The organism is Enterococcus sp. AZ084, from assembly GCF_051714905.1.
Taxonomy (GTDB): Bacteria; Bacillota; Bacilli; order Lactobacillales; family Enterococcaceae; genus Enterococcus_B; species Enterococcus_B pernyi.
In genome coordinates, this window is sequence record NZ_JBIOSS010000001.1 from 2,493,188 (window position 1) to 2,507,252 (window position 14,065).

Here is a 14,065-nt window from a genome sequence, read left to right on the forward strand (position 1 = left end):
CAATTTAGCCTACCCATCAGAATTCCTAGCCATCAAAAAACCGACTGAATTCTTTTTACGGTCACTCTTCCTTCTGCCACAGTCTCCAAGTGAGAATATTATTTCATCTTTTCTTCTACGACTTTTTGGATCTCACCAAAAGTTGTTTGGATATCTGCTTTTCCTGTGATCATATCCCATGAACGATTATCATATTCACTAAAAATGTAAGATAAGCCATCAACCGTGTTGACAGAAATTGCCGCTTGTCCTTTTTCTGTTTTCAACAAGAATGATTGTGGCATCTCCACATATTCTTCATTGTCTAGCATTGCTAAGGAAGTTGGATTTGCGCCAGATTTGACCCACTCTAGTTGGTTTGCTTGTAACCAAGTGAGAAAGTCGATCATACCACTTTTCTTTTCATCCGAACGTTCTTGGCTCGTTTTAAGCATCGCAAACTGATCGACGCCTGAACCTTGAACGATATGCCCAGCATCCCATTGCGGGGTAAATGTCTGACCCCAAGTGAAGTCACTTATTCCTTCCATATTACTTAACATCCATGTTCCTTCTGGAAGAAAAATCAGCTGTTGGTTTGCAAAAAGTTTGTTTGCATCTTCGCCATCTGGGACCATATAGCCGGCATCATATAGCGTTTTAAACTCTTGAACGGCATTGTAAGAAATATCATTATCGATAGCGATGTTTCCTTGTGCATCTTGCCATTCTCCACCCATTTGCTGGTAAAGATTAGAATAATTTTGCATGCCCCATGTATAGCCAAAACTATAAATACCATCTGCTTTTGCTTTTTCCCCAGCCTGTCTGATTTCTTTATATGTCACTACGCCATCATCCAATGCTCCTGGAACATATTTATCCACCAAATCTTGGTTGTAATACATCACCCACGAACCCATCGTTGCTGGAATCCCGTATTGACTATCCTCCACCACACCAGTATCCCAAGCAGCTTCTACATAATTTCCACGTGTCAATTCAGTTCCTTCAATCATGTCATCCCAAGTCTCAAGCATCTCTTGGTTCTTATACGTGGGTAAAGCTTCCGATGCAATCAAAGCTAAATCTGGGACGCCTTTGCCAGATTTTCCAGCAGTCGTCAACTTCGAAGTAAAGGTGTCACCTTGCATACTAACTAACTTTACTTTAAAGTCTGGATTTGTTTTATTGTATTGATCAACCGTTTTTTGGATTTTTTCACCGTCCGGTCCCGTCGTCGAAGACCAAAGCAAAATTTCCGAATCATTGCTTGAACTATTACTTCCACCACAAGCAGCTAACAACACCGTACATAATAAGCTTGTTCCAACTAAAACAATTAATTTTTTTACTTTCAATTTCCACACCCCTTTTATTTAACTAAAAAGTAAAATGATACCTGATTATCAATAAACATAATTGTTAGACTAACGTCCACCAATGTTTACACCGTAAAGTTACTATAAAAATAAAGCGCTGTCAATATTATTTTAACAAGCTTATTACGGTAAATTCCATCATTTTACAATTTTGTAAATCCAAAAGCATGTGATATAATTAATCCATCTTTTCATTAAACTAATTAGTATAACGAGGTGATAGCTATGGAATTGGATTTAACGAAAGCATCTTTACCGATCTACGAAGCACTCGCAAATGAAACTCGCTTAGCGATTTTAAGAGAATTAGGAGATAGTAAGAAAAGCATCAGTGAAATTGGGCAAAAATTAGCGATCAGCAATGCCTTGATGACAAAGCACATCCGAAAACTTGAACAAGCACAGTTGATCAAAACAGAAAAAGGATCGGGGCAAGACTGGAAGAAAAAATACTTATCTCTAAAAACTGATTTCATCAATATCAATTTCCCCGCAAAAGTGTTTCCGCAAATGAATTTAACCTCCCAATCAGTGAAAATAGGTCACTTTACCGATTTTGAAGCTAAGCCTTCCTGCGGTATGGCGACGAAAGATCGATTGATTGGCGCATTAGACGACCCTAAGTCTTTTCTTGACCAAGATCGTGTTGATGCGAGCATCATCTGGCTAAATAATGGGTTTCTAGAATACAAAATTCCAAATCCTTTGAAAACTGGTGAAAAAATCGAGTTATTGGAAATCAGCATGGAAATCGCTTCTGAGTTCCCAATCTCTAATAACTATTGGCCAAGTGATCTTTCATTTTACTTAAACAACCACTGCATTGGTAAATACACCATTCCAGGGAACTTTTCAGATGTTAGAGGTTCCTTGACTCCGAAATGGTGGATCGATGAATTTAGTCAATATGGATTACTTAAGCATTTACGCATCAATCGCTATGACACTTCCCTCGACGGAGAGAAATTAACAGATCACAACCTGAATGAAATCGACTTAGATCATAGTGACTTCTTCACCTTTAAAATCGCTGCGCCTGCTACTGCTGAAAATGCTGGTGGTTTGACTATTTTCGGCGATCGCTGGGGGAACTATCCTCAAGATTTATTGTTTAATTTTTACGTATCTGAATGACCTATTTTTTCTTTATCCAACAAAAAAAGGACTCAGCAAAGTGATCAGAACTGACCTAACAAGCCGAGATAAAACAAAAAAATATCTACTTATTAAATGTATATTAACGATGAAACGTGTCTGGGACATTTGTCCTCTTGCACCACCTAAACCGAATAAACGGTTAATTAAAAAAATGTAAATGATCTCTCCTAGCCAATTCTATTGCTTGAAACGACCAATGCTTGGCAAGCCCTTCATTTATGTTCTTTTAAGAATAGAAACAGGACTTCTCGTTTGGGTTCAAGAAGTCCTGAATTTTTTTATAAATCTAGTTCCTCTGATAGGTAACGACTTCCTTGTTCTAGTTTCTTTATTTCATCATGGATGCCAAAAAGTGCGCTCCTTTTTTCAGGAAACGCACTTTCTCCATATTTTTCAACTTCTTGAACCTATACATATAAGCTATTCGCGTGAACTTCTAAACATAAGCCAGATACCCGCTTACCTTTAACTTTTTATCTCGTTTATTATACTAAGTTCCATTTATTTGTATTTGTTACTATCCTATCTACCCCAAACTCTCCGTCAATCGCCGCAATCCTTCTTCCAATTTCTTCCGTGGACATCCCACATTCAAACGTAAAAAATTGCGACTGGTTTCTCCATACACTTCGCCAGACATGATCGCCACCTTTCCACGTTCGATCATGCGTTGTTGAAGCTGTTCCATACTGAATGGTACTTGCGAACAATCGAGCCACATCAAGTAGGTGGCTTCGCTTTTTGTTACGATGATTTCTGGATGATGTTGTTTGAGGTACGCAGTGACAAAAACAATATTATCATCAATGTACTGGTTGAGTTCAGTGACCCAGTTGCTTTCTTTTTCATACGCCGAAATCGTAGCAACTAATCCAAAAACACTCGTGGAACCGAGGCCATCAGCTTCTTTCATCTGTTGTAAAAACCGCTGGCGCAAGGACGAATCTGGAATCAATCCGTAAGAAAAAATCAATCCAGGAAAATTAAATGTTTTACTTCCTGATGTGACGACTGCGACATTTTTTTGGATCAATTCCGTCAGTGGTCGATGCTGTTGTCCTTTTCTTAGAATATCCATGTGGATCTCATCCGAAATAATGAACACTTCGTTTTTTTGGGCAAGCTCGATGATGTTTACTAATTCTTTTTTGGTCCACACTCTACCTGTTGGATTGTGGGGACTACACAATAACAAAATTTTATTCTCGGGTTGCTCAAATTGACGCCTCAAGTCCTCAAAATCCAATTGATAGGCACCTTCTTGATAAATCAATTCATTGATTACTAGCTTACGTCCATTTCCAGCAATCAGTTTATAAAAGGCATCATAAGCAGGCGTCTGGATAATCACACCTTCTTCGGGTTCACTTAATAAACAAATCAGTTGCTTGATGCTATAGATGACGGAAGGACTGTAAACCAACCAGTCCTCGTCGATCTGGTGTCCAAAACGTTCTTTGTACCAGTGAGTGACTGCTGATTTGAAATCCGTGTGATTCCAACGAGTATAGCCAAAAATTGGATGTCTTAACCTTTCTTGGAGCGCAGCTTCGACGCCTGTTGGTACTTTAAAATCTGTATCAGAAATCGTAAATGGCAAGAGATCACTTTTACCAAAGCGGTCTTCAATATAATCCCATTGCGTACAATATGTCCCTTTACGATCGATTTGTTCATTGAAAGACATCTTCTACACTCTCCCGATTTCAGAACGACAAGATGTCATCCAGTTGATTTCTAACAGTCGTCACTTTTGTTCCTATAATGACTTGAACATTCGTATCATCCAAATGGACCACGCCTAATGCACCTAATTTTTTCAGTCGGTCATCATCAACGATCGATCCGTCATTCACTACTAACCTTAGACGCGTGATGCAATTATCTAAAGAAGTGATATTTTCAGCACCGCCTAAAGCAGCCAAGATTCCTCGTGCATCAACTGTACCTTTTCCTTTATATGTTACTTCTTCGTCTGTATATTCTGTCTCAGCAGTCATTTCTTCACGTCCAGGGGTCTTTAAGTTTTTGCGTAAAATCACCGTTTTAAATGTAAAGTAATAGATACCAAACCAACAGGCACCCACAAGTAAAACCAACCACCATTTAGTATAAGTCCCTTGCATGACCCCGAAAATAATAAAATCTAAGATACCGCCATCGGTATTCCCGATCGTTACGCCCAACAAACTCATGACCATAAATCCGGCACCAGTCATCAACACATGGAATCCCCATAAGAGAGGACTGACAAATAAGAAGAGAAATTCGATTGGTTCAGTGATCCCTGTTACAAAAGTCGCAATCACACCTGAAATCAATAATCCTTTGATTTTTGCACGATTCTCTGGCTTTGCGGTTTGATACATCGCTAAAGCCGCTGCGGGAAGGCCAAACATGAATGTCGGCATTTTTCCTTGTGAAAGAAAAGCAGTGGCGCTAGGTGAAATCGCCAATCCTTGTTGCAATTCATTATAAAAAATATTTAGTGCGCCAAAGACTTCTTGCCCATTGATGACCTGACTTCCTCCAGCTTCTGTAAACCGGATCATCGATACTAAAATATGATGTAAGCCAAATGGCAATAAGAGTCGTTCTCCAGAACCGAATAAGAATGGCCCAAATGCCCCAGAGCGTTGGATCAAATTTCCGATCCCAGTGATCAACATGGCAAAAAGTGGCCAAACCATCGGAATCAACACGCCAACAATTGCTAAAGTTACTGAAGTAATGATGGGTACAAAACGTGTCCCTGAAAAAAAGGCAAAACTATCTGGTAATTGGAATTGATAGAATCGCGTATGGAGCTGATAAACGATCAGCCCGACAATGATCCCTCCCAGAACACCCATAGATAATGTTTGGATACCAAAAACCATTTCTTGACCAGCTTCACGTAATTGTTCACTTGCTGCCAATTGATTCGTTTCTTGCAAATAAAAATTGATCGATAATTGCATCACTACATACCCAACAAATCCTGAAAAAGCAGCCACGCCTTTTTCTTTACGTGCTAAGCCTAAAGGTATCGCCATGGCAAACATCACTGGTAAATAGCTAAAAGCAAAGCCACCAATCGTCGACATAAAGCGAAACATCACCTGTAACCAAGCAGCACCTAAAAATGGAAAAGCAGTAATTGCGGATTCAGCGGAGAACGCACTCCCAATCCCTAAGAAAAATCCCATGAAAGCTAACAGTGCGACTGGTAACATGAACGTTTTGCCTAACCCTTGAAAAATCTCCATCCAACTTGCTTTCTTCCCTTTTTGCATCCCTTTTCCCCCTTACTCTATTTCTTACCCTTAAAATGTAAGCGATGACAAAGGCGGTTGCAATACTTCCTGTCCATGTAGAATGGGCATTCATAAATTAGAATCTCCATTCTGAGAAGTGACTTGTTTCGCATAATGGATCATCAAAATATCTAACAAGATATCCATTGAAACTCTTGGACTCAAATCAATATTCTGATGATAGATCGTCAACATTTCTGCAATAAATGCGACCGTCGACAATTCTTCTAAAGAACTTGCCGGTTGACCAATAAAAGACAGCAGAGGAACATTTCGCTCCTTTAGTCGTTTAGCATAATCGAGCATTCCTAATGTTTCCCCACTATGACTAATAAAAATAGCAAGATCTCCTTCTCCTAGTTGTTTACTCACTGCTAGCAATTCGTCCCAATCGGTTGAATGCCCCACATTTTTACCAAGAAAATGCAATTTTCGATTCAGGGAAACAGCGACCGGGATACTTTGCCCTACAGCAAACAGTTCAATACGTTGTGCTTCTTTAATCATATTGACTGCGCGATCGATTTGTTTCGGCTCGATTTTTTCTAACGTCTCTGTAAACTGACGAAGGATTTCATTGATCAATGGTTTGAATTCATCCGACACATCAGTAGAATCACTCGTTTCTTCTAATGACCGGTAGCTTTTAAGGGCAAACTTAAATTCTTGAAATCCTTTAAAGCCAAGCTTTTTTGCCATTCGAGTAATAGTCGATTGGCTGGTAAATGTTTCACTCGCTAATTCTTCGGCTGTCATGGAGGAAACTTTTCTTGATTGATGCAAACAATAATCTAAGATATTTTTTTCCACTTGATTTAATTCAGAAAATTTATATTGGATTCTCTTATAAAACTGATTCATCTCTTTCTCCTATTCTGGCAGTTTTTCGCCAATGAACAATATGGTTTGTTTTCTTATCTATTCTACCGGAGAATACGATGGAAAACGAGTCTACAGATAAATTCAGAAATGCAAAAAAATCCACAAAAATCAGTAATATGATTTTCGTGGATTCTGTGTTGTTCTTTGAAACAATCCATTGATATGACTATTTATTTTAATAACTTTGCAGCTGCTTCATCTAAAATCACTGTGATATCGGGATGAGTCATCAAGATCGATGCAGGAATCTGCTCTGTTACTGGTCCTTCGATCACTTGTTTGATGATCTCTGCTTTATGCTCCCCGTTAACGATCAATACTAACTGTTTCGCTGCCATGACCGTCTTTGGCCCAAATGTCACAAAGTAATCACCAGGTTCTTCTCCCAGATGTTCTTTTAACGATTTATACATCTGATCTCCTGGAATGACTGGAATGCTATAAGTCTCCTTACTAAAGTCCGTATATCCAGGCATGTTTCCACAAAAATGACCATCTTCCCCAAGCCCCATCAAAACTAGATCCAGACCACCCGCTTGCGCCATTCGTTTATCCACAACTTGATAATTATCAATAGTCAGTTCATGGATATTCTCAGCAGCGACCCCTATAGGATCATAAAGGGCTTCTTTCAGTCCTGACATAGTCAAACCATACTGCTTGTCCTTCAACGCCACCTCATCAAAATTATAATAATGGATCATCGATGTATCCATCTGTAATTTACTAAGCGTCTCCACTAAAATCTCGTAGGTCATCTTAGGCGAATTTCCTGTCGTCAAAGACAAATTCACACGTTTTTTCTTCAACATTTTTCCCAAGACGATCCCCGCCGTCACTTTACTAAGCGTTTCATAATCCTTCGCAATCACTAAATCCATTGCTGTCCACTTCCTTTCAATCAATCATTTAGTTAAAGTGTAACAGTGTGACGGTGTTTTTGATAGCGTTTTCTGACGTGCCAAAAAAATTTTGAAATAAATCAATAAAAATACTAGTTACTCTTCAACCATCCTCAGTGACTCCAATGATTTATCTTCCTCATATATCACAAAAGAGTCTATCAGATAAATGACAGACTCTTTTGGTTAGCCGCACAGCAGCTCTTCTTAATGATTATCTAAATTTTAGTACTAAAAAAAATCTACTGTCAATAAGTAGCCGTTCATTAATGATTCTATTCAAATTGCACAAAAAAAGCCAATATCTCATTGTAAACCTTGTTATCACGAGAATTATTTAGTATGACAATTTCAATAAATAGACACTTCTTTATGTTTTACTGCGCAAGTAAATATATATAAAAAATAGGAACAAGCCCAGCTGAATGAATATTTATGTACGTCAGAAAATATTTTGGCACATCTTTCGGGAACTTGGATTCTTATTATTTGATACAATAAAAACTATAAAGGGGGAGATTGTATCTTACACCATATAGAAATTAATGTTAGCAACTTAAAGAAATCCAAAGATTTTTACGACTTACTTTTAATAAAACTAGGCTATCAAGTATTTCAAGAATGGGAAAATGGCTTCAGTTATATCTATGAGGATTGCTATATTGTATTTGTTCAAACTCGTGAAAAATATCAACATCATCAATTTACTAGAATGGCAACTGGATTGAATCATCTTGCCTTCTCTATTTCAAGCGAATCTGAAGTAGATTCATTACGGAGTGAATTGTTGAAATCAGGTGTTACCGAATTATATCCTGAGTTATATCCTCATGCCGGCGGAGCCAATCACTACGCCTTCTTTTTTGAAGATCCAGACCGTATTAAGCTAGAAATAGTAGCAAAAAACTAATGTTTCTAATGGTGGATCACTTCTATCATTTTTAACAGAAAACTTTATTTGATCAAAAATTTATAAAAAGTTAACCTCGGTTAGACCTATAAGACTTTTTGAATCTTAATCTAATATATTCAAGCCAGTTGTAAGGATCGAAGCTCTGACCTACGCTTGACGAATTTACTCTTTAAAATCAAATTGATGGTTTTCTTTGAGATTAAAACAGTAAATTAAAGATTGACTTATTTCATGTTTCTGCCCACATGTCTGCCCACAAACTCCAACAAAAGCAAAAAAACACCGTCAATATCTCGGTATAAACCTTGATATGACGGTGTTTATCTAGTATGCCAGCTATAGGGATCGAACCTACGACCTACGCGTTACGAGTGCGTTGCTCTACCAACTGAGCTAAGCTGGCGTTTCCAAGAAAAATTATAGTCGTTATGTTAAGAAATGTAAAGGGGTAATGTGGAAGATTTTTCTTCTTTCATGATTTTTTTCAAAAAATGTGCTATAATTATAAATGAAAGGCAGGTTTTATGAAAATGGCAACTTTTGGAAAATTTGAAACAAAGGTCGAACCGTCAGAATTTGGAGAAAAATTTACCACTGATACACATGTTACCTTTATGATTCACGGAAAAACGCAAACCGGAACGATTTCCAAGCAATTGAAAAACTCTGCTGTTGTTGCAATTGATGAAACTAATGAGAATGCCGATTTGATGACCCAAAGTAAAGGCGTCGTCATTATCAATTACAAAGATATGAGTAAGATTTAGTTTTTTCAACCATCCATCAAGTGGATGGTTTTTATTTTGACTGAATGAAATAAAAAAAATCTGGGAAGACCCCAGATTTTTTTGTATAGCTGATTTTTCCTATTTAGTACCAAATAAACGGTCGCCGGCATCGCCTAGACCAGGAACGATATAGCCTTTGTCATTTAATTTTTCATCTAATGAAGCAGTATAGATATCAATATCTGGATGTGCTTCTTGTAAGGCTTTAACACCTTCTGGAGCTGCAACAAGGCAAACAAATTTAATGTTTGAAGCGCCACGTGCTTTCAGAGCATCGATCGCCATGATCGCTGAGCCACCTGTCGCTAACATTGGATCAACTACGAATAATTGACGTGCGTCGATATCTTCCGGTAATTTAACGAAATACTCGTGCGGTGCCAATGTTTCTTCATCTCTGTATAATCCGATGTGGCCAACTTTAGCTGCTGGGATCAATTCTAAGATTCCGTCAACCATTCCAATACCTGCGCGCAAGATTGGGATAATGGCTACTTTTTTACCAGACAATGTTTTTTGTGTTGTTTCTGTGATCGGTGTTTCGATGACAATGTCTTCAAGTGGCATATCACGTGATACTTCATATGCCATCAGCATAGCGATTTCATCAACAACCTCACGGAAAACTTTTGTACCACAATTTTTGTCGCGAATAATCGTTAATTTGTGTTGGATCAATGGATGGTCGATTACTTGAAATTTGCCCATTTTTTTGTCTCCTTTTTCTCTCGTTTCTTTTTAATTGTAAAACAAAATCACTGACTTGACTAGTCTAACCCGTCATTTTCCTAAAGAAAATCAAAGAAATAAAAAAACAAAGCGGTGTTCTTTTTAAAATCAGCAAAAAATAACAAAAACGCCTGAAAATCAGACGTTTTTTGTTATTTTTCTACTTTATTGATGGATAAAGATGACAAAAAACAACTAGTTTTTTAGCCATTCTGTGGAAAGAGTCATTGCTGCTCGTGTCGCATTGGTTTGGTCCATCGCATTTACCATGACGAAATCATGGATGATCCCTTGGAAACGTACTTGCGTAACTTCCACACCAGCTTCACGAAGTTTTCTAGCATATGCTTCTCCTTCATCTCTTAACACGTCTGCTTCACCAGTCAAGACCATTGCAGGGGGTAAACCTGTCAATTCTTCTTCACTTGCACGCAAAGGTGAGGCAGTGATTTCTGCTCGTTTCTTTTCCTCTGTCGTATACTGATCCCAGAACCATTGCATCCCTTCTTTTGTTAAGAAGTAATTCTCTGCAAATTGGTTATAAGAATCTGTATCGAAATTTGCATCAGTTACAGGATAATATAGTAATTGTTTTTTGATTGGTAATCCTTGACGTTGCTTTGTAAGAATCGTCATCACCGTTGCCATGTTCCCACCTACGGAATCCCCTGCGACTGTCAAGTTCTCAAGATCCAAGCCTTTCGACTCAGAAAGCTCCGCAAGTTTTTGCAAAATCGCGTAGTTTTGCTCGATGGCAGTAGGATATTTTGCTTCTGGCGAACGACTATACTCAGGAAAAATCACGATCGAATTTGTACGAACAGCCAATTCTCGAATCAATTTGTCATGTGTTTTGGCACTACCAAATACCCAACCAGCACCATGTATATAAAATATGACAGGTAATTTTTCTACATTTCCTTCAGGACGGATAAAACGCACATTGATTTGTCCCCAATCATTGGTATCCATTTTCAAATCCTCGATATCCACAGGTAATTTTTCCACAGAAGAACTTTGAACTTCTTCTAGAAGATCACGCCCTTCTTCCGGAGGTAATTCATAGATACGCGGGTGTGGTGCATTAGCATCACTAAACTCAATTGCTTCTTTTTCTAATGAAATTCGATCAGTCATACGGATTCCTCCCTAAATTGAATGCAACAAATAAAATTACACCTCATATACTAGAGAGCAACCAGACAAAAGTCAAAAAATCAGATTGAAAGAGGTTGTGAGCAAGCCGTTCAGCTCCAAGTATTAAGGCAGAAATTGAGAAAATAGCTTTTCATATTTTTTCAATTGTTGTCTTAATATTGAAGGAGCTGACTTGCGAACACCGTTTATCCAAGTTGTGAAAGAAGCGCTTTGACCTGAGCAGTAAGATGAAAAATCAGAAAATAGCTTCTCATATTTTTTGAGTTTCCAGATAGCCATCTAACACTTCAACAATCAGAAAAAAGGTGAGACAACCAAACGGCTACATGCCTGGTTGTCTCACCTTTTTTATTCTCTTACCTTCTTATTGCTGACTCTTAGTTATAAAATTTTTATTTTTTATATAATGGAAATTGCTCTGTTAATTCACGGACGCCTGCACGCACTTCTTCTAATTGAGCTTCGTCATCTTTTGCTTGTAGGGCTTTGACGATCAGTTCAGCGACTTTTGCTGCATCTTCTTCACGGAAGCCACGGGTCGTGATTGCTGGTGTCCCGATACGGATACCGCTTGTTTTGAATGGGCTTAGTGTTTCAAAAGGAATCGAGTTTTTATTGACGGTGATATGAACACTGTCCAAAATCGCTTCTGCTTCTTTTCCGTTCAATTCTAAGTCACGTACATCGATCAAAATCAAATGGTTATCTGTGGCACCTGAAATCACTCGGGTACCAATCGATTGATTGAATACTTTTGCCATGGCTTTTGCATTGGCAATGACTTGTTCGCTATATTCCTTAAATTCAGGAGTCAATGCTTCTTTAAATGCAGCAGCTTTTCCGGCAATCACATGCTCCAAGGGGCCACCTTGGATGCCTGGGAAGACTGCGCTATTGATTTTTTTCGCCAGCTCTTCATTGTTCGTTAAGATCATCCCACCACGAGGTCCTCGTAATGTTTTGTGAGTAGTAGTTGTTGTGATATCGGCATAAGGGATTGGGCTTGGATGGACACCCGCTGCAACTAAACCAGCAATGTGTGCCATATCGACCATCAATTTTGCCCCAACTTCGTCTGCGATTTCTCTGAATTTTGCAAAGTCGATCGTCCGACCATAGGCACTTGCTCCTGCTACGATCAATTTTGGTTGATGTTTTCTCGCTAAGATGCGTACGACATTATAATCAATGACTTCTGTTGACGGATCTACACCATAAGCAACGAAGTGATACGTTTTTCCACTAAAATTGACTGGAGAGCCATGTGTCAAATGTCCGCCAGCAGAAAGATCCATTCCTAAGATCGTATCCCCCGGTTCAACTAACGCAAGATATGCAGCTGTATTGGCTTGTGATCCAGAGTGTGGTTGAACATTGACAAAATCGGCACCAAATAATTCTTTGGCACGATCGATCGCCAGATTTTCAACGATATCCACAAATTCACACCCACCATAATAGCGACGTCCTGGATACCCTTCTGCGTACTTATTCGTTAAAATACTTCCTTGTGCCGCCATCACAGCTTCAGAGACAAAGTTTTCAGAAGCGATCAGCTCCAGATTGTTTTCTTGTCTTTCCTCTTCTTTTGCGATTGCTGCCCATAAATCAGGGTCAAACGTTTTGTAGTCTACCACAAACAACAACTCCTTATTTATTTATGTGTCAACTTCTTTAAATTTCAAATGATTGTTCCGTTTATTTGTCTTTTTTTGATGTTGACCAAACATTACTAGCTAAGAATACGAACATTATTTCATAAATAGCTATTTTAGTTTGTTTCCTAGATTGTATCACAGAATGATTTTGCAGCAATCACTTCTGGATCATTTTTTATAATAATTTTGTCCTGCAGCTTTTTTCAACCGATTCATATAAGCAATACCTAGACCTTCTTCAGGTGCGACTTGCACTAAAATCAAATCAAGCGCTAACCGCTCATCATCTAAGCCACGTAATCCTGCAAATAGTCCTTTTGTGGCAGCTTCTATCGAATCATCGTAATACATGTAAATTGCTGCGACATCCTTACGTACCTGATCAGCAATTGTTGGTCCAGCTAAAACACCGGTACGTAGTTTTTGCTCTTTTGTCCAGATGATCGCCTCTGGCCAATCCGTTTTTTCAACCATTAGTACTCGAGTATCAGGTGAGTAATGTTTGTATTTCATCCCCGGAGATTTCGGTGTTTCAGATTCTTTGACCAAATGGCGGTCTGTCGCCACTGGACTTTCAATGACAGCTTCTAGTTGCTCTTTCGTGATTGCCCCTGGTCGTAAGATCATCGGCGGTGCAGATGGGTCACTCAAATCAAGTACCGTTGATTCTACACCGATCCTCGTCGCCCCATCGTCAATGATTCCTGTGATTTTTCCATTTAGATCATGAAAGACATGGTCTGCTGTTGTTGGACTTGGTTTACCTGAAGTGTTGGCACTTGGCCCGACAAGTGGTACACCTGCTAATTGGATTAATTCTAACGTTTTCTTGTTATCTGGCATGCGAAAAGCAGCTGTGGATAACCCACCAGTGACAGTCCCCGGTAAACTACCTTTTTTGATATGAAAAATCAAAGTCAGTGGTCCTGGCCAAAAGTTTTTCACAATTTGTTCTGTTAGTGGGTGAAAGTTGTCCACATACTCTTTTACTTGTTCGAAGGAGGCGACATGGACGATCAATGGGTTGTCTTGTGGTCGACCTTTCACTGTAAAGACTTGTTTGACAGCCTCCGGTAAAAGGGCATTAGCTCCTAATCCATAGACAGTTTCCGTTGGAAAAGCCACTAGATTTCCTACTGCTAATTCCTTCGCAGCTTCATTCAATTGTGTTTCATCATATTTAATTGTTTCCACAGTCTATCCACATCCTCTTTTTTCAA

Annotated in this window: 13 protein-coding genes, 1 tRNA gene and 1 pseudogene; 3 read left to right on the top strand and 12 right to left on the bottom strand. The window is 38.8% G+C overall.

Annotated elements, in window-relative coordinates; translation table 11 throughout:
- Positions 1-98 precede the first annotated feature (98 nt).
- On the bottom strand, positions 99-1,340 hold the full coding sequence (locus tag IGI79_RS11260) for an ABC transporter substrate-binding protein (protein WP_438845995.1): 1,242 nt from the start codon (positions 1,338-1,340) through the stop codon (positions 99-101).
- 246 nt (positions 1,341-1,586) lie between these two features.
- On the opposite strand from IGI79_RS11260, the gene IGI79_RS11265 reads away from it, so the two are divergent.
- Positions 1,587-2,495 (top strand): ArsR/SmtB family transcription factor, encoded by a 909-nt coding sequence (locus IGI79_RS11265; RefSeq protein ID WP_010734611.1) that lies wholly within the window; start codon positions 1,587-1,589, stop codon positions 2,493-2,495.
- Between the two features lie 242 nt (positions 2,496-2,737).
- Here IGI79_RS11265 and IGI79_RS11270 read toward each other — a convergent pair.
- From IGI79_RS11270 to IGI79_RS11290, 5 genes and pseudogenes are all read right to left on the bottom strand, one after another.
- A pseudogene (locus IGI79_RS11270) lies at positions 2,738-2,959 on the bottom strand (IS3-like element IS1076 family transposase); the annotation flags it as partial.
- A gap of 86 nt (positions 2,960-3,045) precedes the next feature.
- Entirely contained in the window at positions 3,046-4,206 is a 1,161-nt protein-coding gene (locus IGI79_RS11275) for a MalY/PatB family protein (RefSeq protein WP_438845996.1), read from the bottom strand.
- 19 nt (positions 4,207-4,225) lie between these two features.
- A complete protein-coding gene (gene malX, locus IGI79_RS11280; RefSeq protein WP_335883037.1) occupies positions 4,226-5,794 on the bottom strand; it encodes a maltose/glucose-specific PTS transporter subunit IIBC in 1,569 nt (522 codons plus the stop codon).
- 90 nt (positions 5,795-5,884) lie between these two features.
- Positions 5,885-6,676 (bottom strand): MurR/RpiR family transcriptional regulator, encoded by a 792-nt coding sequence (locus tag IGI79_RS11285; RefSeq protein WP_438845997.1) that lies wholly within the window; start codon positions 6,674-6,676, stop codon positions 5,885-5,887.
- Between the two features lie 191 nt (positions 6,677-6,867).
- A complete protein-coding gene (locus tag IGI79_RS11290) occupies positions 6,868-7,578 on the bottom strand; it encodes a glucosamine-6-phosphate deaminase (protein WP_438845998.1) in 711 nt (236 codons plus the stop codon).
- Positions 7,579-8,134: 556 nt separating this feature from the next.
- On the opposite strand from IGI79_RS11290, the gene IGI79_RS11295 reads away from it, so the two are divergent.
- A complete protein-coding gene (locus IGI79_RS11295; RefSeq protein ID WP_438846074.1) occupies positions 8,135-8,509 on the top strand; it encodes a VOC family protein in 375 nt (124 codons plus the stop codon).
- 333 nt (positions 8,510-8,842) lie between these two features.
- Here the strand turns inward: IGI79_RS11295 and IGI79_RS11300 are convergent.
- Positions 8,843-8,915 (bottom strand) — tRNA-Thr (locus IGI79_RS11300).
- 121 nt (positions 8,916-9,036) lie between these two features.
- On the opposite strand from IGI79_RS11300, the gene IGI79_RS11305 reads away from it, so the two are divergent.
- On the top strand, positions 9,037-9,279 hold the full coding sequence (locus tag IGI79_RS11305; protein WP_019723878.1) for a hypothetical protein: 243 nt from the start codon (positions 9,037-9,039) through the stop codon (positions 9,277-9,279).
- A gap of 99 nt (positions 9,280-9,378) precedes the next feature.
- On the opposite strand, the gene upp is transcribed toward IGI79_RS11305, so the two are convergent.
- From upp to IGI79_RS11330, 5 genes are all read right to left on the bottom strand, one after another.
- Positions 9,379-10,008, bottom strand: coding sequence for a uracil phosphoribosyltransferase (gene upp, locus IGI79_RS11310; RefSeq protein ID WP_010736621.1), 630 nt, complete (start codon positions 10,006-10,008; stop codon positions 9,379-9,381).
- Between the two features lie 216 nt (positions 10,009-10,224).
- Positions 10,225-11,166 (bottom strand): alpha/beta hydrolase, encoded by a 942-nt coding sequence (locus IGI79_RS11315; protein ID WP_438845999.1) that lies wholly within the window; start codon positions 11,164-11,166, stop codon positions 10,225-10,227.
- Between the two features lie 123 nt (positions 11,167-11,289).
- Positions 11,290-11,466 carry a hypothetical protein gene (locus IGI79_RS11320; protein WP_438846000.1) on the bottom strand — a complete coding sequence of 59 codons (177 nt, stop codon included), beginning with the start codon at positions 11,464-11,466 and terminating at the stop codon, positions 11,290-11,292.
- Positions 11,467-11,579: 113 nt separating this feature from the next.
- Positions 11,580-12,824: a serine hydroxymethyltransferase gene (gene glyA / locus IGI79_RS11325; RefSeq protein WP_010736623.1), complete on the bottom strand. Its 1,245-nt coding sequence runs from the start codon at positions 12,822-12,824 to the stop codon at positions 11,580-11,582.
- A 189-nt stretch (positions 12,825-13,013) separates the two neighbouring features.
- Positions 13,014-14,039 (bottom strand): L-threonylcarbamoyladenylate synthase, encoded by a 1,026-nt coding sequence (locus IGI79_RS11330; protein WP_438846002.1) that lies wholly within the window; start codon positions 14,037-14,039, stop codon positions 13,014-13,016.
- Between the last annotated feature and the right edge of the window lie 26 nt (positions 14,040-14,065).

Bases quoted from the DNA above. Each gene is read 5' to 3' on its own strand.
- IGI79_RS11275 (WP_438845996.1), bottom strand. From the start codon at position 4,206: ATGTCTTTCAATGAACAAATCGATCGTAAAGGGACATATTGTACGCAA.
- IGI79_RS11290 (WP_438845998.1), bottom strand. From the start codon at position 7,578: ATGGATTTAGTGATTGCGAAGGATTATGAAACGCTTAGTAAAGTGACG.
- IGI79_RS11265 (WP_010734611.1), top strand. From the start codon at position 1,587: ATGGAATTGGATTTAACGAAAGCATCTTTACCGATCTACGAAGCACTC.
- malX (WP_335883037.1), bottom strand. From the start codon at position 5,794: ATGCAAAAAGGGAAGAAAGCAAGTTGGATGGAGATTTTTCAAGGGTTA.
- upp (WP_010736621.1), bottom strand. From the start codon at position 10,008: ATGGGCAAATTTCAAGTAATCGACCATCCATTGATCCAACACAAATTA.
- IGI79_RS11305 (WP_019723878.1), top strand. From the start codon at position 9,037: ATGAAAATGGCAACTTTTGGAAAATTTGAAACAAAGGTCGAACCGTCA.
- IGI79_RS11285 (WP_438845997.1), bottom strand. From the start codon at position 6,676: ATGAATCAGTTTTATAAGAGAATCCAATATAAATTTTCTGAATTAAAT.
- IGI79_RS11315 (WP_438845999.1), bottom strand. From the start codon at position 11,166: ATGACTGATCGAATTTCATTAGAAAAAGAAGCAATTGAGTTTAGTGAT.
- IGI79_RS11320 (WP_438846000.1), bottom strand. From the start codon at position 11,466: ATGGCTATCTGGAAACTCAAAAAATATGAGAAGCTATTTTCTGATTTT.